This window comes from Citromicrobium bathyomarinum (assembly GCF_038594605.1).
In the GTDB taxonomy this organism is placed as follows: domain Bacteria; phylum Pseudomonadota; class Alphaproteobacteria; order Sphingomonadales; family Sphingomonadaceae; genus Alteriqipengyuania; species Alteriqipengyuania bathyomarina_B.
In genome coordinates this window covers 200,401-225,589 of sequence record NZ_JBCFZM010000003.1, presented here as the reverse complement: position 1 = coordinate 225,589, position 25,189 = coordinate 200,401, and the positions used below count along the sequence as shown (strand labels likewise).

17 protein-coding genes and 1 pseudogene are annotated in these 25,189 nt (G+C 63.7%); 11 read left to right on the top strand and 7 right to left on the bottom strand.

Going from position 1 to position 25,189, the window contains the following annotated elements:
* The first annotated feature begins 96 nt into the window (after positions 1–96).
* The 4 genes from AAG612_RS12410 (at position 97) to AAG612_RS12395 (ending at position 4,972) form a co-directional block, all read left to right on the top strand.
* The gene (locus AAG612_RS12410) at positions 97–744 is read left to right on the top strand and encodes a TRAP transporter small permease (RefSeq protein ID WP_342510521.1); all 648 of its coding nucleotides are present in this window, start codon (positions 97–99) and stop codon (positions 742–744) included.
* Positions 737–2,245: a TRAP transporter large permease gene (locus tag AAG612_RS12405; protein ID WP_342510519.1), complete on the top strand. Its 1,509-nt coding sequence runs from the start codon at positions 737–739 to the stop codon at positions 2,243–2,245. Before AAG612_RS12410 ends, AAG612_RS12405 begins: the two co-directional genes overlap by 8 nt.
* A 94-nt stretch (positions 2,246–2,339) precedes the next feature.
* Positions 2,340–2,747 (top strand): malic enzyme-like NAD(P)-binding protein, encoded by a 408-nt coding sequence (locus tag AAG612_RS12400; RefSeq protein WP_342510517.1) that lies wholly within the window; start codon positions 2,340–2,342, stop codon positions 2,745–2,747.
* Positions 2,748–2,917: 170 nt separating this feature from the next.
* Positions 2,918–4,972, top strand: a complete 2,055-nt coding sequence (locus AAG612_RS12395) for a glycoside hydrolase family 97 protein (RefSeq protein ID WP_342510514.1) — start codon at positions 2,918–2,920, stop codon at positions 4,970–4,972.
* Between the two features lie 289 nt (positions 4,973–5,261).
* On the opposite strand, the gene AAG612_RS12390 is transcribed toward AAG612_RS12395, so the two are convergent.
* Positions 5,262–6,920: a sulfatase family protein gene (locus AAG612_RS12390; protein WP_342510512.1), complete on the bottom strand. Its 1,659-nt coding sequence runs from the start codon at positions 6,918–6,920 to the stop codon at positions 5,262–5,264.
* 5 nt (positions 6,921–6,925) lie between these two features.
* Complete coding sequence (bglX, locus tag AAG612_RS12385; RefSeq protein WP_342510510.1) at positions 6,926–9,247, bottom strand: beta-glucosidase BglX; 2,322 nt, start codon at positions 9,245–9,247, stop codon at positions 6,926–6,928.
* A gap of 267 nt (positions 9,248–9,514) precedes the next feature.
* On the opposite strand from bglX, the gene AAG612_RS12380 reads away from it, so the two are divergent.
* From AAG612_RS12380 to AAG612_RS12370, 3 genes are all read left to right on the top strand, one after another.
* Positions 9,515–12,505 (top strand): TonB-dependent receptor, encoded by a 2,991-nt coding sequence (locus tag AAG612_RS12380; protein ID WP_342510509.1) that lies wholly within the window; start codon positions 9,515–9,517, stop codon positions 12,503–12,505.
* A gap of 61 nt (positions 12,506–12,566) precedes the next feature.
* A complete protein-coding gene (locus AAG612_RS12375; protein WP_342510507.1) occupies positions 12,567–14,063 on the top strand; it encodes a glucoamylase family protein in 1,497 nt (498 codons plus the stop codon).
* A complete protein-coding gene (locus AAG612_RS12370) occupies positions 14,063–14,884 on the top strand; it encodes an endonuclease/exonuclease/phosphatase family protein (protein ID WP_342510505.1) in 822 nt (273 codons plus the stop codon). Before AAG612_RS12375 ends, AAG612_RS12370 begins: the two co-directional genes overlap by 1 nt.
* Before the next feature lie 13 nt (positions 14,885–14,897).
* Here the strand turns inward: AAG612_RS12370 and AAG612_RS12365 are convergent, their stop codons facing one another.
* The 4 genes and pseudogenes from AAG612_RS12365 to AAG612_RS12350 all read right to left on the bottom strand — a co-directional run.
* Positions 14,898–15,779 (bottom strand): endonuclease/exonuclease/phosphatase family protein, encoded by an 882-nt coding sequence (locus tag AAG612_RS12365; RefSeq protein ID WP_342510503.1) that lies wholly within the window; start codon positions 15,777–15,779, stop codon positions 14,898–14,900.
* A 4-nt stretch (positions 15,780–15,783) separates the two neighbouring features.
* Positions 15,784–16,569 carry a carboxylesterase family protein gene (locus tag AAG612_RS12360; RefSeq protein WP_342510501.1) on the bottom strand — a complete coding sequence of 262 codons (786 nt, stop codon included), beginning with the start codon at positions 16,567–16,569 and terminating at the stop codon, positions 15,784–15,786.
* Between the two features lie 49 nt (positions 16,570–16,618).
* Positions 16,619–17,632: a LacI family DNA-binding transcriptional regulator gene (locus AAG612_RS12355; protein ID WP_342510500.1), complete on the bottom strand. Its 1,014-nt coding sequence runs from the start codon at positions 17,630–17,632 to the stop codon at positions 16,619–16,621.
* A gap of 258 nt (positions 17,633–17,890) precedes the next feature.
* Positions 17,891–18,088 (bottom strand): annotated as a pseudogene (locus AAG612_RS12350) (IS3 family transposase); the annotation flags it as partial.
* 186 nt (positions 18,089–18,274) lie between these two features.
* Here AAG612_RS12350 and AAG612_RS12345 point away from each other — a divergent pair.
* From AAG612_RS12345 to acs, 4 genes are all read left to right on the top strand, one after another.
* The gene (locus AAG612_RS12345) at positions 18,275–19,222 is read left to right on the top strand and encodes a GAF domain-containing protein (RefSeq protein WP_342510499.1); all 948 of its coding nucleotides are present in this window, start codon (positions 18,275–18,277) and stop codon (positions 19,220–19,222) included.
* Positions 19,223–19,361: 139 nt separating this feature from the next.
* Positions 19,362–20,882, top strand: a complete 1,521-nt coding sequence (gene adh, locus AAG612_RS12340) for an aldehyde dehydrogenase (RefSeq protein ID WP_342510497.1) — start codon at positions 19,362–19,364, stop codon at positions 20,880–20,882.
* Between the two features lie 69 nt (positions 20,883–20,951).
* Positions 20,952–21,986, top strand: coding sequence for a zinc-dependent alcohol dehydrogenase (locus AAG612_RS12335; protein WP_342510495.1), 1,035 nt, complete (start codon positions 20,952–20,954; stop codon positions 21,984–21,986).
* Positions 21,983–24,262, top strand: coding sequence for an acetate--CoA ligase (gene acs, locus AAG612_RS12330; RefSeq protein WP_342510493.1), 2,280 nt, complete (start codon positions 21,983–21,985; stop codon positions 24,260–24,262). Before AAG612_RS12335 ends, acs begins: the two co-directional genes overlap by 4 nt.
* A gap of 331 nt (positions 24,263–24,593) precedes the next feature.
* Here acs and AAG612_RS12325 read toward each other — a convergent pair whose 3' ends face one another.
* Positions 24,594–24,788, bottom strand: a complete 195-nt coding sequence (locus AAG612_RS12325) for a hypothetical protein (protein WP_342510491.1) — start codon at positions 24,786–24,788, stop codon at positions 24,594–24,596.
* Between the last annotated feature and the right edge of the window lie 401 nt (positions 24,789–25,189).

Here is a 25,189-nt window from a genome sequence, read left to right as displayed (position 1 = left end):
GCGGGTCCGCCAACAAGCCGAACCTGCCGGGGCGAACGACACATGCCGCCCCGGCGCCTGCTCAAGCGCCTTGTCCCTGCGAGAGGATAATGTCCGATGTCATACGAAATGGGTGAATCGCCGAGCGTGATCGGACGCATAGAGCGCCTCTTCATCGCGGTGGTTCTGGGCCTGATGACGATCATCACGTTCGCCAACGTGATCGCCCGGTACGTCTTCAACTCCAACGTGCTGTGGGCCGTGGAAGCTACGGTCTATCTGTTCGCCTGGCTGGTGCTGATCGGCGCCGCGCACTGCATCGCGATCACCGCCCACCTCGGCGTCGATGCCGTGGTCAACCTGCTGGGCAAGCGGGCGAAGCGCATCGCCGCACTGTTCGCGGTTGCCGCCTGCCTTGCCTACGCGATCCTGCTGCTGATCGGATCGTGGAACTACTGGTATCCGTTCGTCAGCCAGCTCTCGTTCCTCACGACCGAGGACGTTCCGATGCCGCCCGGTTTTGGCTGGCTCGCCTTCTTGAACGGCGGCGAACCCTACGAAAAGCTGCCGCGCTTCATCCCTTACTTCGTGCTGCCCTTGTCGATGGTGCTGCTGACCATCCGCTGGTCGATCTCGGCGGTCGAGATCCTCAGGGGCAAGTGCGATTCGATCATCGCCAGTCACGAGGTCGTCGAAGACCTCGAAGACCGCGACGCGCATGTCGAAGCGACTGCGATCCCGGCCAGGGAGGCTACCAATGGCTGAAGTCCTCATCCTGTTCGCGATGGTCATCGCGCTGCTGGCATTGGGTGTGCCGGTCGGCGTCTCGATCGGCCTGAGTTCGATCGTCTTCCTGCTGATCTATTCCGACGGGTCGCTGACCTCGGTCGCCAACACATTGTTCGATGCGTTCCACGGGCATTATACGCTGCTCGCCATCCCGTTCTTCATCCTCGCCGCGGCCTTCATGTCGACCGGCGGGGTGGCGCAGCGGATCATCCGCTTTGCCATCGCCTGTGTCGGGCACCTGCCCGGCGGCCTTGCCATTGCAGGCGTGTTCGCCTGCATGCTGTTCGCGGCCCTTTCGGGATCGTCGCCCGCAACCGTCGTCGCCGTCGGATCGATCGTGATCGCAGGCATGACCCAGGCCGGTTACCCGAAGGAATTCGGCGCCGGCGTGGTCTGCAATGCGGGCACGCTGGGCATTCTGCTGCCGCCGTCGATCGTGATGGTGGTCTATGCCTCGACAGTCGACGTGTCGGTCGGCCGCATGTTCCTTGCCGGAGTCATTCCCGGCATCATCGCCGGCGGCATGCTGATGGTGGCAATCTACGCCTATGCCCGCTGGAAGAAGCTGGCGCGTGGGCAATGGGCCGGCTGGCGCGAGATCGGCCGCTCGGGCGCCGATGCGTTCTGGGGGCTGATGCTGGTGGTCGTGGTGCTCGGCGGTATCTGGGGCGGGGTATTCACCCCCACCGAAGCTGCCGCGATGGCTGCCGTCTATGCCTTCGTTGTCGCCAATTTCATCTATCGCGACATGGGGCCGCTGAAAGCACCTTCCGCACACGGCAGGCCGGTCATGATCAAGGAGCGGGCGGAAGAGCACCGGGCGCTCGCCATGAGCGGCGGGGCTCCGGTGCCCGGCGGCGGTGGCCCCGGCAGCCCCGCCGCTGCAACGCCTGCGCACGATCCCGATCGCCCGATCCCGCTGTGGCGCAAACCCCAGGCACTGCTGACCGCGTGGTTCCACAAGGACACGCAGGACGTGCTTTACGATGCGGGCAAGATCACGATCACGCTGATGTTCATCATCGCCAACGCGCTGATCCTGAAGCACGTGCTGACCGAAGAACAGCTGCCCCAGCATATCACCCAGGCCATGCTCAGCTGGGGGCTGGGGCCGATCAGCTTCCTGATCGTGGTCAACCTGATCCTGCTGATCGGCGGCCAGTTCATGGAACCGTCGGGCTTGATCGTCATCGTGGCGCCGCTGGTGTTCCCGATCGCAATGGAGCTGGGCATCGACCCCATCCACCTTGGCATCATCATGGTCGTGAACATGGAGATCGGGATGATCACACCGCCGGTGGGCCTCAACCTGTTCGTCACCTCAGGCGTCGCCAATATGTCGATGCTGGCAGTGGTCAAGGCCGCGCTGCCGTGGCTTGGCGTGCTGGTGATCTTCCTTGTCATGGTCACCTACATCCCGGCCCTGTCGACTTGGCTGCCGACCATGATGATGGGCCCCGAAACCGTTCTCCGCTAACCCGATTGTGTTATCGGCCCGCGGGCCGGGAGCGTCTCCTTCCATTCCACCGTTCCCGGTCCGTCTTTCGCAAGGATAGTTACCAAGCCGATGCATGAACCAAAGCAGACACGGCGAAGCATGGTCCGATGGCCGCGCGATCATCGGTACGGGCAACCCCTCCGAAGGGGTCGGCGGCGCGGTGACGCAGGTCAATAACGTCTACATCTTTCCTGGCATCGGGCTCGGCGCGCTGGTCTCGGGTGCCAGCCGGATCACCGATGCGATGTTCATCGAGGCCGCGAAGGCGCTCGCCTCGCTCAAGCCCGGCGGGAGCGGCGATGCGCTGTTCCCGCCAAGCGAACGCCTGGCCGAAGTCGCGAACCGCGTCGCGCTCGCCGTGTGCCGGGAGGCAGAACGAAGCGCGGGAGTGGTTGCCCCCTCGCACGGTTGGGAAAATGCCATCGCAGAACGGCGCTGGGCGCCCGTCTATCGCGACGCCCTGCTTCGGGCGGACATCTGAAGGACCCAAGATGCCTCTCGTGGACCTCCCAGTGCGCATGACAGCCCGAGTGCTTTGGCTGCCCTGACCCGAATGACCTGCGGGAAGGCGCGGGGAAGAGGGCCATGTAACCGGTTGCACCGCACATTGCTTTAGCGCAGGTGTTGTCATTACATGTGGGAGAGCAGACGATGACCGGACCGACCCGAAGCCCCGCGCGCATGCCGCTATGGCTGCTCGGAACGCTGGCCGCGCTGGGCCTCGCTTCGAGCGCGGCGGCGCAGGACGAGATCGCGCATCGCCAGTGCTCCCCAGGTGGCGTGCTGTGCTTCGAACTCGGCACCGACGACGCCGTCCCCGTCTATCGCGTCTTGCGCGATGGGGAGGAGGTGATCGCCCCCTCCAGGCTCGGCTTCATGCTGCGCGGCGCCGGCAAGTGGCAGAACGGGGTCGAGCTGGGTGAGCCGACTCGCGCCAGCCATGACGAGACCTGGGAACAGCCATGGGGCGAAAGCCGCCTGGTGGTCGACCGCCACAACAAACTGCGCGTGCCGATGACCGAACGCGGCAAGACGCAGCGCCGGATCGATCTGGTCGCGCGCGTCTTCGATAACGGCGTCGGCTTTCGCTACGAATTCCCGCAGCAGGACCAGCTCGCCGACGCGATCATAGACGAGGAGCTGACCGAGTTCGTGCTCGCAGGCGACGATGCCCAAGCCTGGTGGATTCCGGGCGGCGAATGGAACCGCTACGAATATCTCTACAACGCGACGCCCGCCCGCGAGGTCGGCATCGCGCACACGCCGATCACCTTCCGCCGCGCCGATGGCCTGCACATCGCGATCCACGAAGCGGCGCTGGTCGACTATAGCGGCTTCTGGCTCCAGCGGATCGAGGGCCAGCGCTTCCGGACCATGCTCGCCCCTTCGTCGAAAGGGTGGAAAGTGCGCCGCGAAGCCCCGTTCCACACGCCCTGGCGCACGATCCTGATCGCCGAGGATGCACCCAAGCTCTATGCCGCTGCAGACATCCTGCTCAATCTCAACGAGCCCAACACGCTCGGCGATATCGACTGGTTCGAGCCGCACAAATATGTCGGCATCTGGTGGGCGATGCATCTCGACAAGTGGAGCTGGAACGACGGGCCCAACCACGGCGCGACCACGCAGCACGCGATCGACTATATCGATTTCGCCGCGCAGCACGGCTTCAAGTCCGTCCTCGTCGAAGGGTGGAACAAGGGCTGGTGGAGCGAGAGCGGGCGCAACTTCGAGTTCGCCGAGGCCTATCCCGATTTCGACATGGACCGTGTCGCCGCCTATGCGAAATCGAAGGGCGTGGAGATCATGGGGCACCATGAAACCGCCGGGAATGCGGGGCTTTACGAACGCCAGCTGGAAGAGGCCTACGACTATTATCAGCGCCATGGGGTGCATTCGGTGAAGACCGGCTACGTCGCCGATGCGGGCGTCGTGCTGCGCGAGGACCCGGACGGGACCGAGCAGTGGGAGTATCACGACGGGCAGTACATGGCCCGCCATCACTTGCTGGTCGCCGAGCGCGCGGCGGCGCATGAGATCGCGATCAACGCGCACGAGCCGATCAAGGATACGGGGCTGCGGCGAACCTACCCCAACCTCGTCAGCCGCGAGGGCGCGCGCGGCACCGAATACATGGCGTGGGGCGAGCCGCCCAACCCGCCTGCCCACGAGCCGACGCTGGTCTTCACCCGGATGCTGTCGGGCCCGTTCGACCTGACGCCGGGCATCGTCAGCCTGCAGGGGCGCGAAGGCCTGCTGCCCAACACGCTCGCGCGCCAGCTGGCCGACTACATCGTGATCTATTCGCCGATCCAGATGGCCGCCGACCTGCCGGAGAACTACGCGAAGGCACCCGATGCCCTCGCCTTCATCGAGCAGGTCCCGGTCGACTGGGAACGCACGAGGGTTCTCGCGGGCGAGGTCGGCCAATATGCGGTCATCGCGCGCCAGCGACGCGGCGGGGACGACTGGTGGATCGGCGGGGTGACCGATGGCGATTCGCGGATCGTCGATATCGATCTCGCGTTCCTCGACCCCGACACGCGCTACGTCATGGAAATCTGGCGCGATGGCGAAGGCGGCGGGATCGACGGCGATCGCTTCGCGATGGCGCGCGAAACGCGCGAGATACGCGGCGGCGACCGGGTCGCGATAGAGATGCAGGCGGGCGGGGGCTTCGCAATGAGCCTGCGACCAGTGAATTAGGCTCCCGCCCTTCTCTCAAGGCTCCGCATTGCGAAGCCGTGGGGCGTGTACGAATTCGCGGTGAGCGATCCGACCGGAGTGCTCGTCCGAGTGGGCAAGCCCGTCTGACGCCGGGCGCTTGCCATCCGCTGTCCTACAGGATGCCGGATGTGCAAGATGCGCCGATGGCCAGCCGCACAAATCCGCTTCCGATCCTGCCTGCATTGGGGGGATCGGGGGGGCGGATTTTTTGCTCGCAGGACACTGTGTCAGGTGTGTCAGAGCGTGCGGCCCGATGGCGCGATCCCTGCTAGTGGTGCGCGTGACTTTCGAGCCCGGCCGCCGCCTGCGCATCGCGCTTGCCCTTGGCGCTTGCGGTCAGCGGATCGGTCACCGCAGGGCCGTCGCTGTCGTGGTACTGGCGGCGCAGATCCACGAGGGTGGCTTTCAGGCGGGCGATGGTGCGCTGCATCTTGGGATCGTCGATCCGGTTGTGCATCTCGCCGGGATCGGATTCGAGGTCGTAGAACTCCCAGGCGTCGATATCGCCGTAGAAGCGCATCAGCTTGTAGCGCCCGGACTTGACGCCGTAATGCGCGCGGACCGAGTGGAAGCCGGGATATTCGTAATAGTGGTAATAGATGTCCTTGCGCCACTCGTCGGGAATGCTGCCCCCGAACAGCGCGCGCAGCGACCGGCCTTGGATCGAATCGCGCACCGGCAGCCCTGCGTAGTCGAGGAAGGTCGGCGCGTAGTCGACGTTCTGGATCGGTGCCTCGATGCGGCTGCCTGCCGCGATATGGCCGGGATACTGCATCAGGAACGGCGTGCGCATGCTCTCTTCGTACATGAAGCGCTTGTCGAACCAGCCATGCTCGCCAAGGTAGAAGCCCTGGTCGGAAGTGTAGACGAGGATGGTGTTGTCCGCCTCGCCCGTGGCCTCCAGCCAGTCGAGCACGCGGCCCACGCTGTCGTCCACTGCGGCGACCGTGCCGAGATATTCGCTCATGTAGCGCTGGTACTTCCAGATCGCCATTTCGCGCTCGGTCATGTTCGCGGCGTTCATCGCGTCGTTGCTGTCTTGCAGCGCGCCGAAATAGGCTGCGCGCTGCTGCGGCGTCATCCGCTTGAAATCGTCGGTCCACGGATTGAAGCGCAGCTCGTCCGTCCCTTCTTCCAGCGTCATCTTGAGGTCGTGACCCTCGTACATGTCGCGGTAGATGTTCATTTCCTGCGCGGCGGCGGCAGGGCGACCGTCGTAATGGTCGAAGTAGTTGGTCGGCACGGGGAATTCCTTGCCGAGGTATTTCTGCACGTGGCGGATCGCGGGCATGAAGTTGCGGTGCGGCGCCTTGTGGTGGATGAGCAGCGCAAAGGGCTGGTCCGACCCGGCATTGGCCTCCAGCCACGCGATGCTCCGGTCGGTCACGATATCGGTGGCATAGCCTTCGACCACGCTGCGTCCGCCCGGTGTGATGATGTCCGGGTTGTAGTACTTGCCCTGGTCGTCGAGCACGGCCCAATCGCCGATCCCCGCGCCCTCTGGCGAATAATTGAGGTGCCATTTGCCGAACAGCGCGGTGCGATAGCCCGACCGGCCAAGCGCACGGACCCAGTTCCACTGGCTGTTGTCGTAGCGCTGCCCGTTCTGGGTGAAGCCGTGCATGTGGCTGAACTGGCCGGTCAGCATGGTCGCGCGGCTCGGCCCGCACAGCGAATTGGTGACGTAGCTGTTGAGGAACAGCGCGCCGTTCTTCGCGATCCGGTCGATATTGGGCGTCGGCGCAAGCCTGCCGATTTCGGTCCCGTAGGCGGAGATCGCGGTCTGCGCGTGATCGTCCGACATGATATAGATGATGTTCGGGCGCTTGCGCTCCGCCGCAGGCTGCGCGGCGGCGCTCGCCGCAGTGCCCGGGGCAAGCCCTGTGAGGACCAGCGCAAGGCATGCGGCGAGCGTCCGACCGATCATCGCGGTTACTCCGTCAGCGTGAAGGTGACCGGCGTGCTCGCCTCGGCGCCGGAAGAAGGCGCGATCCACAGCTCGAACTCACCCGGCTCCCATCCATGCGTCATGTCCTGCCGCGTGAAAGCGAGGTCTGCGGGCTTGATCGAGAAGCTGACCGTGCGGCTCTCGCCCGGCTGCAGCTCGATCTTCTCGAAGCCCTTGAGCTCCTGCACCGGTCGGGTGACCGAACCGACGAGGTCGCGCACATACAGCTGCACCACTTCCTCGCCCGCCACGTCGCCGGTGTTGGCGATGGTGGCGCTGGCGGTGATCGTGCCGCCTGCCCCCATGCTCGGCGCGCTCAGCACGACCGGCGAATAGCCGAAGGTGGTGTAGCTGAGCCCGTAGCCGAATCGATAGAGCGGGTCGTTGGAGGTGTTGAGATAGCGCGAGACGTATTTCGCACCCGGTTCGCCCAGCTCGATTGGCCGGCCGGTCCTTTTCATGTCGTAATGGATCGGCGCCTGGCCGACGGTACGCGGGAAGGTGACCGGCAGCTTGCCCGAGGGGTTGTAGTCGCCATAGACCACGTCGGCGATCGCGTGCCCGCCCTGGGTACCCGGATACCAGGCGTGGAGGATGGCGGGGACATTCTCATCCGCCCAGGTGATCGAATTGGGTCGACCGCTGAGAACGACGAGGACGACCGGCTTGCCCGTCGCGACCAGCTGTTCGAGCAGGGCCTGCTGGTTGCCCGGCAGGTCGAGCGAGGTGCGGCTCGCCGCTTCCCCGGTCATGTCCCATTTCTCGCCCATCGCGGCGACGATGACGTCCGATCGTTCGGCCAGCGCGAGCGCCTCGGCGAAACCATCGGTCTTGCCTTCGTCGGCGAACTCGTAGCTTGCGCCCTTGACGTACTCCACGTTCACCCCGTCGCGCGCATTGGCCTGCATGCCCTCGAACACCGTGACCGGGCGCGTCCCGCGGTCGCCGGCTGCGGCCCAGCTGCCGATCATGTCCGGCTTGCTGTTGCCGAGCGGACCGATCACCGCGATCCGCTTCGCCGAGGCGGCGAGCGGCAGCACATTGCCTTCGTTCTTGAGCAGGACCATCGACTTGCGCGCCACGTCGCGGGCGGCTTCGAGGAATTCGGGCTTGTAGAGTGTCGCCTCCTGCCGCGCATTATCGGCGTAGCGATAGGGATCCTCGAACAGCCCGAGGCGGTACTTCATTTCGAGGATGCGGCGAACCGCTGTATCGATATCGGCCACATCGACGAGCCCCTGCTCGACCGATTTGGCGAGGTTTTCCATGAACACCGCGCCCTGCATGTCCATGTCGACGCCCGCGTTGAGCGCCTGTTCGCCGGCCTGCTTCAGATCCCTGGCGTAGCCGTGCGGGACCATCTCGTTGATCGAGGTATAGTCGGTGACAACGAAACCATCGAAGCCCCACTGGTCGCGCAGCACATCGGTCAGCAGGTATCGGCTGCCGCTCGCGGGCACGCCGTCATACTCGTTGAACGACGTCATAAAGGTGGCGACTCCCTCGTCCACCGTCGCCTGAAACGGCGGCAGGTAGACATCGCGCAGGGTGCGCTCCGAGATATCCACCGTGTGATAGTCGCGCCCGGCCTGCGCCGCACCATAGCCGGCGAAATGCTTGGCCGTGGCGAGCAGCGTGTCGGTCGCGCGAAGGTCGTCGCCCTGATAGCCGCGCACGCGTGCCCGGGCGATCTTGCTGCCGAGATAGACATCTTCGCCCGCCCCTTCCGAAATGCGGCCCCAGCGCGCATCGCGCGCGATGTCGACCATCGGCGAGAAGGTCCAGTGGATGCCCTCTGCGGTGGCTTCCAGTGCGGAAACACGGGCGGACTTTTCGATCGCCTCCATGTCCCAGCTGGCCGCTTCGCCGAGCGAAATGGGGAAAATCGTCCGGTGGCCGTGAATCACGTCGTAGCCGAACAGCAGCGGGATCTTCAGCCGGTGATTTTCGACCGCGACCTTCTGCAGTTCGCGAGTATAATCGGCGGTATAGGCGTTGAAGATCGCGCCCACCCGGCCCGAGCGGATATCCTGCTTGTAGGTATCGCGCATCGTCGGACCGGTCGATTCCCAGTCGCTGGTGAGCAGCGTGAGCTGGCCGATCTTTTCGTCCAGCGTCATCTTCGCGATCAGATCGTCGACGAAGGCCTCCATCTGCGCATCGGGGGCCGACCATTGGGCGACGTCCGGGCGGTTCGAAACCGCTGTGATGTCGCTCGACGCACTAGGGCTCGACTCACCGGTCGCGTCCGCCTGCACCTGCTGTGCAACGGAGGGGGTCGCGACGCCCGCAATCAGCGCGGACATCGCCGTCGCAAGAATTAGCTTGTGCCTACGCACCTTATTTCTCTCCCATAGCCTTGATTCTCGGCAGCCTGCCCGGATTTGTCCGCAGCTTTGAATTCATTCGGCCTGCTCGACAAGGCTATACAGCGCATATGAAACCGGTTACAAGGCCATTGTCAAAAAGACTTATTCGCGCCGCATAGGGATACGCGGCGTGTGGTAACGAGCCCGGTTGAAGGGCCATCAGGGAGAGTACGAATGCTGTCTTGGACGAAAAACCGCTCTGCGGTGGCGAATCGACTCGCGTCCGCACTGGTGCTGGGTTGCGCCACGGGCGCGATCGCGATTGCGACCGCTACGCCTGCACATGCGCAGGAATCGAGTTCATCGCTGCGCGGCCAGATCACCGGCGGAGCGACCGAAGTCACTGCGGTGGATCCGGCTACCAGCTTCCGGCGGTCGGTTTCGATCGACGAAAATGGTCGTTACAATTTCCCCCAGCTTCGTCCGGCGACCTATTACCTCGAAATAACCACTGCCGATGGCGATGTCCGGCAGACCGATGAATTCACGCTCCTGATTGCGCAGGATGCGCTGCTCAATTTCGATGTCAACGAACTCGCTGCGGTTTCGGGTTCGCCCGGCGCGCCGTCGGATGACAATTTGATTCTCGTGACCGGCCAGCGCATTCGCACGCTGGAGGGCGGCGAAGTCGGAGCGAATATCACGCAGCGAGAAATCTCAACGCTGCCGCAAAATAATCGCAACTTCCTTGCCTTCGCAGAATTGGCACCCGGCGTCTCATTCGAGAATCCCGACGGCCAGTCGCGCATTCAGGGTGGCGGGCAGAACAGCCGCACCGTCAATGTCTACATCGATGGCGTCGGTCAAAAAGATTACGTCCTAAAGAATGGCATCACCGGACAAGACAGTTCCGAGGGCAACCCCTTCCCTCAGCTTGCGGTTGGCGAATATCGGGTCATCAGCTCCAACTACAAGGCGGAGTTCGACCAAGTCAGTTCGGTCGCGATTACTGCGGGCACCAAGTCCGGCACCAATGAATACCATGGTTCGGTCTTCTTCGATTATCAAGATAGCGGCATGCGCGAAAAGACCATCGACGAAAAGGTCCGGGGTCGGGAAAAGGTCGAAGTGAGGGACATGCAGTTCGGTGGCTCGCTCGGCGGGCCGATCATCGCTGACACCCTGTTTTTCTTCGGGACTTACGAGGGCAAGCGCATCATAAGGCCCGCGACTGTCGAGCCCGGCGCGAGCTTCCCCGAGAGCTTCTTCCCTGCCGATCTGCAGGACCGGTTTGGGCCCAACTCTCGTGAATTCAACGAAAACCTGTACTTCGGGAAGCTGAGTTTTCAGCCGACTTCGCGCGACGTCTTCGAGCTTACGGGCAAGTATCGCGATGAAACCGGCGTCTTCTCGTATGGGGGCACAACCTCAGAGGAAGCCGCAGCGTCGCAGGATGTCGACGAAATTCGCGGCCTTTTCCGGTGGGAGCATACGAGCGACAATTTCGTGAACGACTTCAAGGCGACCTACGAAAACGCCTTCTGGTCGCCGCGCCCGCAGAACTTTACGCCCGGGCGAATCTACGAATATAGCGGGATCAGCCCGGTTACCGGTCAGTTACTGAACCGCGCACGGCTTCTGCGTATCGGTGGCAGCGCCAACTTCCAGGACAAGGGCCAGGAAGGGTACAGCATCCAGAACGACTTCACCTGGATCGGCATTCCCGACCACACGATCAAGGCCGGCATCAAGTCGAAGTGGGTGCGCCTCGACCGCGTCGAGCAGAACTTCTTCAACGCTCAATATTCCTACAACGTCAACTTCCCTGACGGCGGCTTCAACACGACCGTGCCTTATGAGGTTCAGTTCGGTGCCGGCACCGGTCAGGGCACGCCCTCCGTCATCTCAAACAACTGGCAGTTCGGCATCTATATCCAGGACGACTGGATCGTGAACGACCGGCTGACGCTGAACCTTGGCATCCGCTGGGATTACGAGGAAACCCCGTCGTACCTCGACTTCGTGACCCCGCCGGAGGTCGTTGCCGCCGTCTCGGAAGCCAATTATCCGAACATCTTTCAGCCGGGCGTCGAATACGACATCAACGACTACATCACCGACGGAACGCAGCGTGACGCCTTCCTGGGAGCGTTTCAGCCACGGCTTGGCTTCAGCTACGAGTTTCTGGATCAGGGCAAGCTGGTACTGTTCGGCGGCTACGGTCGTTCCTACGATCGCAACCAATTCGATTTCATTGCGCAGGAAGTCAGCATCAACGCTTACAGCACGCGCACGTTCAATTTTATCACGGGCGATCCGGAGAATGAGTGTAATCCCAGCCCAACCTGCGTTCCGTTCGATCCGATCTATCTGACCGAAGAGGGCAGGCAGCAGCTGCTCGACAATGCGGGCGTCGGCGCGGGTCGCAGCATCCGCCTGATCAACAACGATCTCAAGGTGCCCTATTCGGATCAGTTCAGCCTCGGCTTGCGCAGCGATCTGACCAGCCTTTTCAATGTGGAAGTCGGCTATCGCCACATCAAGAGCCGCGACGGATTCGCCTATCTGCTCGGTAATCGTCGTCCGGACGGCAGCTTCTTCCCGGATGCTCCTGCCACGCCGAGCTCGCCGTTCGGTTTCGCACCTCCGGGATGGGGCTCGATCATCATCGGGACCAATGGCCTGAGAACGGATGAAGACGCGTTCCACTTCAAGTTCGTGAAGCGCTATTCCCAGCGGTCGCCTTGGAACCTTTCGGCTACCTACACCTACACCGACGGGACCGAAAACCGGGCATTCGGCGAGTATTTCTCGTTCGATTTCCCGACGCTGGAGGATTACACCATCAAGACCTCCAGCGGCCTGCGCAAGCACCGCCTCGTTGTCGCGGGTGCGGTCGATCTGCCGACCGAAACGACGCTGTCCGGCAAGTTCGTCTACTCGTCGCCACGCTTCCTCAACAGCTTCGTGCGGACCCCGGGCGGGACGCCGCCGGTCGAGGTGGTAACGGTCGAAACCGCAGGCAACGGCGATCGCTGGGGCTTCCGTCAGCTCGATCTGGCGATCACGCAGAACATTCCGCTGAGCTTCCTGAGCGATCGGTCGCGGATCTATGTGCGAGCCGATATCATCAACGCCATGAACGACCGGAACTACAACAGCTTCAACTCGGTGACTGGCGAGCGCAACCTCAACTCCTTCAGCACCGACGGACCGCCGCGGACGCTGAAGCTCTCGGCCGGCTTCGAATTCTGAGCCCTTCTCCCCGCGCCGCCGCTTCCACCTGGAAGTGGCGGCGCTTTCCTTTTAACAACGGGTGATCGCCATTTTCCTCCGTATCGCTCCCCTCGCCCTGTTTCTGTCCGGATGCGCAAGCGTGCCGGTCGCGGCGCCCCCCGCTGCCGCCGACGCCCCTACCCTGTCAGAGCAGACAGCATTTGCCGAAGACCTGACGAAGCGCACCTTCGCCTATTTCTGGGAAACCACCGATACGCAGCGCTGCCTGGCGCCCGACCGTTGGCCATCCAACCCGTTTTCCTCGATCGCGGCGACCGGTTTCGCGCTGAATGCATATGGGATCGGCGCGGAACGCGGTTACGTTTCACGCGAAGACGCGGCGCAGCGCACGCTCGATTGCCTCGAATTCTACTGGAACGCTCCGCAGGGCCCGGCGGCCGAGGGCGTTTCAGGTCACAAGGGCTTTTTCTACCACTTCCTGAAGAACGAGGACGGGACGCGCTTCGGCAACACCGAACTGTCGACTGTCGACACCGCCCTGCTGATGGGCGGCGTGTTGTTCTCGCAAAGCTATTTCGATCGCGACAATCCGACCGAAGCCGCGATCCGCGACCTCGCCGAGAAGATCTACTCCCGTGTCGACTGGACCTTCGTCCAGCGCGAGAACAGCGCCATCCCCTCCGCCAATGGCGGAAGCGGCAAGGCGATCGCGATGGGTTGGTATCCTGAACGTGGCGACAACGGCGATTTCGGGACCCACGACTGGGTCGGTTATAACGAGGGCATGCTGGTCTACATCCTCGCTGCAGGATCACCCACGCACCCGATCGGCAAAGACGCCTGGGACACCGGATGGGCGGCCGATCTGGAGAAAGACTGGGGCTCTTACTACGGTTACGAACACCTTCAGTTCGAGCCGCTGTTCGGCCACCAGTACAGCCATGTCTGGGTCGATTTCCGCGGTATCCAGGACGTTTTCATGCGCGGCAAGGGCATCGACTATTTCGAGAACAGCCGCCGCGCGACACTCAGCCAACGCGCCTATGGTGCGGACAACCCGAATGACTGGGTCGGCTACTCGGGCGACCTGTGGGGCTGGACGGCGTCCGACGGACCGACCGCTGCCGGCAACGGACGCGAGGTCAATGGCAGCGCGCGAACCTTCATGGGATATTCGGCAAGGGGCGTCAGCGCCGAACGAGTCGTCGATGACGGTACGATCGTGCCCACGGCGGCTGGGGGCTCGATCCCCTTCGCGCCCGAGGTGACGCTACCCGCGCTGATGAACATGCGCGCCGCCTATGGCGACCGCCTTTACACCCAATATGGGTTCAAGGACGCGTTCAACCCCAGCTACGTGTTCGTCGACGAAGGGAGCAGGAGCGGCACCGTCGATACGCAGTTCGGGTGGGTCGCGCGCGACCATCTCGGAATCGATCAGGGGCCGATCCTGTCGATGATGGAGAATCACCGCAGCGAGCTTGTCTGGCGCACGATGCGAAAGAACCCGCATGTCCGGCGCGGTCTCGAACGGCTCGGCTTTACCGGCGGCTGGCTGGAGCGCACGGACCCGTGATGATCGACCGGCGCAGCCTGCTGCTGGCCGGCGGCGGGTTCGTGTCTCTGGCCGCGCTTGGGGGATGCGTTGCGCGAACGCCGCTATCGGGCGGCCGCGACATGACGGTCGTCACCTTCAACATCTGGCACGATGCGGGAGACTGGGCCGCACGACTGCCGCTGCTCGTCGATGCGCTACGTCGTAGCGATGCGGACGTCATCGCCTTGCAGGAGGTGCTCGAAGACGATGCCAGGGGCCTCGCCAACCAGGCCGATACGATCGCCGCGATGCTCGATGGGTATTCGGTGCATTTCTACTCGTTCGATCCGCCCGGCGCCGCCAAGCGATACGGCAATGCGATCCTGACGCGTCTGCCTGTTCTCGAGGAAACTGGCAGGCGGCTGGATCCGCAAAGCGATTACCGCACCGCCCTGCGCCTGCGCCTGTCGCTGACCGGGCGTCCGGTCGATGTGGTCGTCACCCATCTGGCATCGCAATCCGATGCGGGCGCGGTACGACGCCGCCAGATCGACGATCTGCTGGCCTGGGTTCCTCGCGACGGGACTCCGCTGGTGGTGGCAGGCGATTTCAATGCCGAGCTAGCCGATCCGGAGCTTGCGCCGATGGCACCGCCGCGCTTCGTCAGCGCCTTGCCCGCCAACGCGGTGACGACGACGCTCAACCCGGCCAGGGGGCATAGCGAGCGGGTGATCGATCATATCTATGTCGAGCGAGATCGCTGGCGCGTGATCGACGTCTCAAGGATCGGCGACATGGCTGCAGACGGCGAGTATCCATCCGATCATTTCGGCGTCTCGGCCACAATCCGCCTGGTCTGACGCCTGACCGCCGCTACCGCATAGGCAATTCAAGATCGGCGACTACGGGGTAGTGATCGGACGGCAGACGCCCGCCCCACTGCTGGGTGATCGTCGCATGTCGTAAGACCGCGAATTGATCCGACACCAGGATATGATCGATCGGTTCGGCGGCGTTGCGGGCGATATCGAACCCGGTAAAGGTGCCAGTCGGCCCGAACGGCTCAGCCTGCGCGATACTGCGCGTGTCGGCGAGCCCGCTGCGGTTGCGATCGGCGAGGATCTGCATCGGCGCGCTCGAGGGGGCAGCGTTGAAATCGCCGATGACGATGACCGCCTCGCCCGCCGCGCGATGGCGCTGGGCCCAGGCGGCTATCTGCGCCGCGCTTTCGCGTCTGGCTTCCTCGCCCACGTGGTCGAAATGGGTGTTGAGCACCCGCACCCGCTCGCCGGTCCGGCGATCCTGAAGCAAGGCCCAGGTCGCGATACGCGGCAGGGCGGCGTCCCAGCCCTTGCTCGGCACGTCCGGCGTCGGGGACAGCCAGAAGGTCCCGCTCTCCAAAGCGGTCCAGCGCGCGGTTTTCCAAGCCAGCGGGGAAAATTCCCCCTCGGTCGCGCCATCATCGCGCGCGACTCCCGCAAACGCATAACCGGGCAGGCCCGCTTCCAGATCACGTTTCTGGTTGAGCAGAACCTCCTGCATACCGACAATGTCGGGGGCGAAATAGGCGATGGTCCGGGCCACCATATCCTGGCGGTACGACCACGCATTCGAGCCGTCCGATGCCGTGTCGAGGCGGATGTTGAACGTCATCGCCCGCACGCCCGACGGCTTCGTCTCCCGAGCGGGAACATGCGCGCAGGCGGAAAGCAGCATGACGAGACCGAGGCCTGCAAAAAGGGAGCGTAGTCTCATGCGCTCAATCCTCCATCCCACGGCGATGGCTCAGCAGCCAGAGATACAGCGCGGGATCGGCATAAGCAGGGTCCCACGCGTTGTGACCGAGATCGGGATAGATCGTCAGACGGCTTTTCTGCCCCCCGCACGCCCGGATCGCGCGCGCCATCGCGAAGCTGCCTTCGGGCACCACCACATCGTCACGATCGCCGTGGAGCGCCCAGACAGGCAGGTCCTTGAGCGCACACGCGGTCGCAGGATCGCCACGGCCCGCCACCGCCGCGATCGCGGCGAAGCGCGTCGGCTCCTGGGCAGCCCAGCGCCAAGTCGCATGCCCACCGCGGCTGAGCCCGGTGAGGTAGACGCGATCCCGATCCACCGGCAGCGTCGCCAGCGCGTGATCGAGGATGCGATCGAGCTTCGCGATGTCCCAGTCCTCTTCCGCAGGCAAGAGCGGCGAAATCAGGATGAAAGGAAAGTCGGGATCGCGCTGGGCCTGCTTGGGCGGGCCGTGGCGCTTGACCGCATCCACATCGTCGCCGCGCTCGCCCGAGCCATGCAGGAACAGCATCAGCGGCCATTTGGCTTCGGGATCGGCGTTCGGGACCCCGCGCGGCACGAACAGCTGGTACCGATAGTTACCCTCGTCGACGGCGGGCTGCGAATGCTGCCCCGCTTCGGATTCGGAGGCCGCGACCGGCTGTCCACCCGCAGCCATCGCGAATAGCGCGGCAAGAACGACATTGCAGAGGATTCGGAGTTCGAGCAGCTTCATCCTGATCGGTCCTTCGGATGTAATCGGTTTCATCGCCCGTCATGCACCATTCCGTCGCCGGACGAAACAACCGATCTCGCGCTCAGTCCCCCTCGGCTCGGCCGATTCTGCAGGTCGACCCGCGAACAGCCAGCGTAGGCTCGATGACCAGGCTGTCTGCGGGCAGCAACTGCTCGCCCTCCATCGCCCTCAAGAGCAGGCGAGCGGCCGATGAGCCCAAGCGCATGATGTCGGAATGGACGGTCGTGAGTTGCGGGGTGACATAGCGAGCGAGTGGAATGTCGTCGAAACCGGCCAGCAGAATGTCGCGCCCAGCCTCGATTCCGGCTTCGCGCAGTTCCGCCATCAGGTCGACCGCCATCATATCATTGCCCGCGAACACCCCATCATACTGGTGACCTTCGGCAAGCAGACGCCGGGCCGCCTCGCGCCCCGCTCCTTCGCGAAAATCGCCCCGCAGGATGAGCGGCTCATTCTGCTTTAGCCGCTCGCGCAGGACATCGCGAAAGCCCAGTTCCCGTTCACCCGCATCGCGATTGTTCTCCGGCCCGGCGAGATGGACGATCCGCCTTGCGCCGCAATCGATCAGGTGTTCGGTAACCAGCCTGGCACCAGCATAATTGTCCACCGTGACAAAGGGGATGGTCCCGTCCGCCGAACCTGCGCTCAGCAGCACCATGGGGATGTCACGGACCAAAGCCTCGGGGATGGTCTCCGCCGAGGAATCGGGCGGCATGACGAGCAGCCCGTCGACCCGCCCGCGCATTGCCCGAAGGGCCTGTCCAGTCTCGACCGCGCTGCCGTGCATATTGCCCAGAAGCAGCGACTTGCCGGCTCCATGCACAACGAGGTCGATCCCGCGGATCATCTCGGAAAAGAACTCACCGAAGAGGTCGGGCAGGACGACGCCGATCGTATCGGTGCGCTGGCGTGTCAGGCTTCGCGCGCCGATGTGGGGAACATAATCGAGTTGACGCGCGGCCGCTTCAATCCGCTCACGTGTCGTCCGGGTAACATTGGTCATCCCGTTCAGTGCGCGCGATGCGGTGGCGACGGAAACACCCGCTGCTTTGGCAACGTCTCTGATGGTCGTCATCGCATGCCTTGTCCTGCTTAGCCCCCGATCGCAGCCTAGCGCCGCGCGGGGGTCGCCAGCAAGAGCACCTCGATGATTACCCTTCCTGCGAGAACGACGAACACCACGCGCAACCCGAACAATGGCGCGGATAGGCTTAGGGATTTCGCTGCGATCCCTCGGGATTCAAGCGATGAGCGCGAATGCAGATTATCCAGACTGGCTGCTGCAAACTCGGCTTGCACTGGCGGCCTCTCCCGATTGGCATCTTCGCGCCCGAGCCGATGCCCTCATTCCAACGGCACGCCTGCGGCTTCGTCGCCGCCTGACCGGCAGCCCTTCCTCCTGATAGATGCGCCGGGTCTTCTTGCGGTCGATCATCACGCCCGCCCGGCGCAGCAGGATGTGCAGACGGCGATAGCCAAGCCGCCGACGCTGGTTGGCCAGATCGCGCACCTGCTCACAAAGATCGGCATCAATCTCCCCTTGATTTTGCCCCAACCGCTTCCGCTTTGCGCCCCAAATCTGGATGTTCGAAAGATCGCGCCCCCCCTCCCAAAGGCTGCGATTGGCTTTGGTCTCGGTCTTGATGCCGACCAATATCCTTACGAGCTTTCGCGAGCGCTATTAGCGTTGGTCGGCCATTTGCTGTATCAAATCGCAATGACAGACCGACATGAAGCGTTGGTAGAAGAGGTTTTGCAATCTTCCTCGATTGCCGCGCAGTCACTTGTTGCAGCCAGCTGGTGCCGCTCGGGCCTCAAGCATGGGCTCAATGTCGGCGCCGATCGCGCCCCGGAACTCGTGTCTGGAAGTGACCTCCACCAGCGGCGGCAACGCCATGAGGTAATGCTGGGCGTCGCGCAGCCCTTGCTGGACCAGCTGTTCCAGATCGTCTCTGCGACCGGTTGTGCCGTGATGCTGTCAGACAATGATGGTGTAGTTCTGGAAGCACGCACCCTGGCCGGCGATCGCGAGCTTTTCGATTCCGTCGGATTGACGCCCGGAGGGGTGTGGAGCGAAAATCGCGAAGGGACGAATGGCATCGGGACGTGCCTGATCGAGGGCCGACCGGTCACAATTCACCGCGACGAGCATTTCGCCAGCCGAAATACAGGTATCAGCTGCATGGACGCCCCGGTTCGCGATGCGACAGGCCAGCTTGTCGGCGCGCTCGATATTTCGAACTGCCGCGACGATCACAGTGCCGCGACGGGGATACTGGTGCAGAAGATTGTCCAGGACGCAGCGCGCCGGATCGAAAGTGGCATCTTTCGTAAACACTTCGCCGAACATCGGATCGTCGATGCCAATCTGGCGGGCGGCGATGCAGCCCTGCTGGCCGTGGATCGGGACGATCTGGTGATCGGCGCAACCTTTGCCGCCAGGCACCGCTTTGGCTTGACCGACGCGTGTCTGGACGCGCGCCGCACGGCTTCGGAAATCCTCGGCCGTGAAGAAGCCCCATCCTTCCACGACTCGGAACGGGCCGTGTTGCGAAGGGCACTGGCGCAGGCCGATGGCAACGCCACGCGAGCGGCGAAGGCTCTCGGAATAGGGCGTGCAACGCTTTATCGGCGGATGGAAAAGGCAGGCTTGCAGCGCAGCTGACGCAAGGACAGGCCAAACTGTCTCGATAGCGAGACAGTTTGCCGAACCAGTAACCGACGGCCTCTGTTCATCACCGCCTTTTCGCGGAACCATCATCCTCACGACCGGGAGCACCCGGCAAATTCGAGAGGATCAGCTGATGGACATGCAAACCAGCCCCGCCGCATCGATGACCGCCCCCTTTGCGGAGCGTTACGACAACTTCGTCGGCGGCAAATGGGTCGCGCCCAAGGACGGGCGCTATTTCGACAATATCTCCTCGATCACCGGCAAAGCGGTCGGCCAGATCGCGCGCAGTCAGGCGGCGGACATCGAAGCCGCGCTTGATGCCGCGCACGCCGCGAAGGACGCCTGGGGCCGCACCAGCGTGGGCGAACGCGCGCTCATCCTCAATCGCATCGCCGACCGGATGGAGGAGAACCTCGAAAAGATCGCCATCGCGGAGACTTGGGACAACGGCAAGCCGCTGCGCGAGACGATGGCCGCCGACATCCCGCTCGCAATCGACCATTTCCGCTATTTCGCGGGCTGCATCCGCGCGCAGGAAGGCGGCATTTCGGAAATCGACCATGATACGGTCGCCTACCATTTCCATGAGCCGCTCGGCGTGGTCAGCCAGATCATTCCGTGGAACTTCCCGATCCTGATGGCGGTGTGGAAGCTCGCCCCGGCGCTGGCGGCGGGCAACTGCGTGGTGCTGAAACCCGCCGAGCAGACCCCGGCCTCGATCATGGTGCTGATGGAACTCATCGGTGACCTGCTGCCCGCAGGCGTGGTCAATGTGGTCAACGGCTTCGGGGTGGAAGCTGGCAAGCCGCTCGCCAGCAGCAGCCGGATCGCCAAGATCGCCTTCACCGGCGAAACCACGACCGGCCGCCTCATTATGCAATATGCCACCAAGAACCTGATCCCAGTGACGCTGGAACTGGGCGGCAAGAGCCCGAACATCTTCTTCGAAGACGTGTGCCGCGAGGATGACGACTATCTCGACAAGGCGATCGAGGGCTTCGTGATGTTTGCGCTGAACCAGGGCGAGGTCTGCACCTGCCCCAGCCGCGCGCTGGTCCACGAGAGCATCTACGACCGCTTCATGGAACGGGCGATCCAGCGCGTCGAGGCGATCAAGGCGGGCAACCCGCTCGACATGGAAACGATGATCGGCGCGCAGGCGAGCAGCGAACAGCGCGACAAGATCCTCTCCTACATCGACATCGGCAAGCAGGAAGGCGCCGAGCTTCTGACCGGCGGCGAGGCCGCGCGGTTCGAGGGCGAGATCGCAGGCGGCTATTACGTCAAGCCGACCGTGTTCCGGGGCAACAACCGGATGCGCATCTTCCAGGAGGAGATCTTCGGCCCGGTCCTCTCGGTCACGACCTTCAAGGATCAGGACGAGGCGCTGAGCATCGCCAACGACACGCTCTATGGACTGGGCGCTGGCGTGTGGAGCCGCGATGCCAACACCTGCTACCGCTTCGGCCGGGCGATCCAGGCGGGCCGGGTGTGGACCAACTGCTATCACGCCTATCCCGCGCACGCGGCCTTCGGCGGCTACAAGCAGTCGGGCATCGGGCGCGAAAACCACCGCATGATGCTGGACCACTACCAGCAGACCAAGAACATGCTGGTCAGCTACAGTCCGAAGAAGCTCGGCTTCTTCTGAGGCGCAAGCCGCAGTGGGCCGCGGCGATCCCGTCGCCCCACACCCCCAAAAAAAATCAGGAGAGATGTCATGAGCAAGACCATGAAAGCTGCCGTCGTGCGCGCCTTCGGCGAACCGCTGCGGATCGAAGAGGTCGCAGTGCCAGAAGTGCAGCCCGGCATGATCCAGGTGGCGATCCAGGCCTCGGGCGTGTGCCACACCGATCTCCATGCCGCCGAGGGTGACTGGCCGGTGAAGCCAGAGCCGCCCTTCATTCCGGGCCATGAAGGCGTGGGCTTCGTCTCTGCCGTGGGCAAGGGCGTCACCCATGTGAAGGAAGGCGACCGGGTCGGCGTGCCCTGGCTCTACACCGCCTGCGGCCATTGCGTGCACTGCCTCGGCGGGTGGGAAACGCTGTGCGAGAGCCAGCTCAATACCGGCTATTCGGTCAATGGCGGGTTCGCCGACTATGTGCTGGCCGACCCCGACTATGTCGGCCACCTGCCCGACAATGTCGGCTTCAACGAGATCGCGCCGGTGCTGTGCGCGGGCGTGACGGTCTATAAGGGCCTGAAGATGACCGACACCAAGCCGGGCGATGCGGTGGTCATCTCCGGCATCGGCGGGCTCGGCCACATGGCGGTGCAATATGCGGTGGCGATGGGGCTGAACGTGGTCGCGGTAGACGTGGACGATGCGAAGCTCGACCTCGCCCGCAGGCTTGGCGCGGTGGAGACGGTGAATGCGCGGACCGACAATGACCCTGCCGGCACGGTCAAGCGATTGACCGGCGGCGGTGCGCGCGGAGCGCTGGTGACCGCGGTGAGCGAGAAAGCGTTCGAACAGGCGGTCGGCATGGTCGGGCGCGGCGGCACCCTCGCGCTCAACGGCCTGCCGCCGGGCGATTTCCCGCTCAACATCTTCGGCATGGTGCTGAACGGCATCACGGTGCGCGGCTCGATCGTGGGTACGCGGCTGGACCTCCAGGAATCGCTCGACTTCGCCGCCGATGGCAAGGTCAAGGCGACGATCTCCACCGCCGGTCTGGACGACATCAATGTGGTGTTCGTCCGGATGCGGCAGGGCCAGATCGAAGGGCGCGTCGTCCTCGACATGACCCAATGATGCAAAGTGCCGCGCCGGAGGGCCGCGTGGTCCGCCGCGTGATCGTCACCGACGCGGCCACGGCCCTGCTGGGCCAGATCATCGAACGTCACGGCCCCGTGCTGATCCACCAGTCGGGCGGGTGCTGTGACGGCTCCAGCCCGATGGTCTATCCGCGCGGCGAGTTCCGCCTCGGCGGGTCGGACGTGCTGCTGGGCACGATCGGCACCACGCCGGTCTATATCGGCGCGGCGCAGTTCGCAGCGTGGAAACACACGCAGCTTATCCTTGATGTGGTGGAAGGGCGAGGCGGCATGTTCAGCCTCGATAATGGAACGGGCCGGCGCTTCCTCGTGCGAAGCCGGGCCTATGGGGAGAGAGAAATCGCCATGTTGCACAAGGCAGACAGGCTTCGCGCCATGCAGGCATCGATCGAGAGTGACGCGGACAGCTTCTGGCTGGTCGAAGCGCACCGGCTCGACTGGAGCACCTTCCCGACGAAGGCGGACGAGAGCAGCTTCGATCATGCCGATTTCGGCATTCGCTGGTTTGCCGATGGCGAGCTGAACGTCTCGGTCAATTGCCTCGACCGCCACCTCGATACGCGCGGCGACCAGCCGGCGATCGTGTTCGAAGGCGACGAGCCGGGCGAAGGGCGCACGCTCACCTATCGCGAGTTGCACGGGCATGTCTGTCGCTTCGCCAATGTCCTGAAAGCCAACGGGATCGGCAAGGGCGACCGAGTGATCCTCTATATGCCGATGGTGCCCGAAGCGGCGATCGCGATGCTCGCCTGCGCCCGGATCGGCGCGGTCCATTCGGTCGTCTTCGGCGGCTTCTCGCCGGATAGCCTGGCCGATCGGATCGCCGATTGCGGTGCGACGCTGGTCGTCACCGCCGACGAAGGCACGCGCGGTGGCAAGCGCATTGCGCTCAAAGCCAATGTCGATAGCGCACTGGAACGGGCGAGCGACGTCGATACGGTCATCGTCATGCAGCGGACGGGTGGTGACGTGGCGATGCGCGAGGGGCGCGACATCTGGTGGGAGGATGCGTGTGCGGACGTTTCCGACGAATGCCCGCCCGAAGCGATGAACGCCGAAGATCCGCTGTTCATCCTCTACACCTCAGGCTCGACCGGCAAGCCCAAGGGCGTGCTGCACACCACCGGCGGGTATCTGCTGTGGTCGACGCTGACCTACGATCTGCTGTTCGGACCCGAAGAGGGTAAGGACGTGGCCGACGATCTGTTCTGGTGCACCGCCGATGTCGGCTGGATCACCGGGCACACCTATGTCGTCTACGGCCCGCTCTCCAACGGGGCGCGCACGGTCATGTTCGACGGGGTGCCAAGCTATCCCGATCCGGGCCGTTTGTGGGAGACCAGCCAGCGCCTCGGCGTAACGATCTTCTACACCGCGCCGACCGCGATCCGCGCACTGATGCGGCAGGGCGATCGCTGGGTGACGCGCCACGACCTGTCATCGATACGCCTGCTGGGAACGGTGGGAGAGCCGATCAACCACGAAGCGTGGGAATGGTATCATGACATCGTCGGGCGCGGCGAATGCCCCATCGTCGACACCTGGTGGCAGACCGAAACCGGCGGCGCGCTGATCGCTCCCGTCCCAGGCGCGACCGAAACCAAGCCCGGCAGCGCGACCCTGCCGCTTCCCGGAGTCCAGCCCGAACTGGTCGATGGCGAAGGGCATGTGCTGGCCAGAGCGACACAGGGCAATCTGGTGCTCACCCGCAGCTGGCCGGGCCAGATGCGCACCATCTTCGCCGATCACGATCGCTTCTTCCAGACCTATTTCAGCACCTTCCCCGGAACCTATTTCACCGGCGACGGCGCGCGGCGAGACGAGGATGGCTATTACTGGATCACCGGCCGGGTCGATGACGTCATCAACGTGTCGGGGCACCGCATGGGCACTGCCGAAGTCGAAAACGCGCTCGACGAGCATGTGCTGGTGGCCGAGGCCGCCGTCGTGGGAATGCCGCACGATATCAAGGGCCAGGGCATCCATGCCTTCGTCACGCTGAAGGCGGGCGAAGAGCCGAGCGATGCCCTGCGCCAGGAACTGCGCGATCTGGTGCGCAGCGAGATCGGACCGTTCGCCACGCCCGACGTCATCCAGTTCGCGCCCGACCTTCCCAAGACGCGATCGGGCAAGATCATGCGGCGCGTGCTGCGCAAGATCGCCGAAGGCAAGCCTGACGAAGTTGGCGACACCTCGACGCTGGCGGACCCTGCGGTGGTAGACGTGTTGGTCGCCCATCGCATGGCGAGTTGAAACTCGCCACCACATCTACTGCCCGCCTACAGCAGATCGATAGCGGAAAGACTGCTTTCGGGCCCAGAAATTGTAATTGGAGCCAGCTTTGCCCGGTATGGCGTCTGGAACACGAGCGTCTCTCTCCGTAAGTGAAAAATCGGTGGCCCTTTGAGTCCGAGGATGAGAACCCACACAACTGGCAAATCACGCTGCCCCCACTCTGACTGAGCTAGCCGATGCTAATCCCATGGCTCAAATTGGGCCGGGCCGTTTCGGAATCGAGAAGCAGGCGTGAGCTCGATGCCGCGGTGTTCCCGCGTATGGCGAGGCCCCACACGATCATCGGCGATCACGGCACCAAACTGAATAAAATGGCGAGCCGGTGCCAGTCGAAGGAGGGCAGTGCCGAGTGGCAATCCATCACGCCAGGCAACCCATACCAGAACCGGTTTATCGAGTGCTTCGACGCGGCGCGGACCACGGCCGACCATTTTTCGGTATTGGCCGCCACCGGTGTCAGTGTCAGTGTCAGTGCCAGCGGCACGAGACAGCGACGGACGCAGTTCAACACGCTTGCGCCACACGCTAAAGGAGACTCCGAGCTTCAACGGCACCTATTCGGCTTGGGGCATGTCTTACAGGGGATCAGGGCAATGCCTGGTGCCGTGATGCGCACCCGGTCCACGCGCTTGGTATCCCTCCCGGACGGCTGTTCTATTACAATTGGTTCTGCACGATGCCCAACGAGCATCCAATGGCGTGGTCGGTCGCGTGCAAAAACGACGGTCAGGGCGCAAAATGGTCGTTACCCCAATGGGGCAGACCAGGTGTTCTCGCCTTCCTCTTATGGGGGTATCACCTCTTATGCGGGCACCAGCAAATGGCAGTTTCCTACCTCCCCTAAAATGGTGCCCAATAGAGCGTAACGATGGGAACTTGGATCAC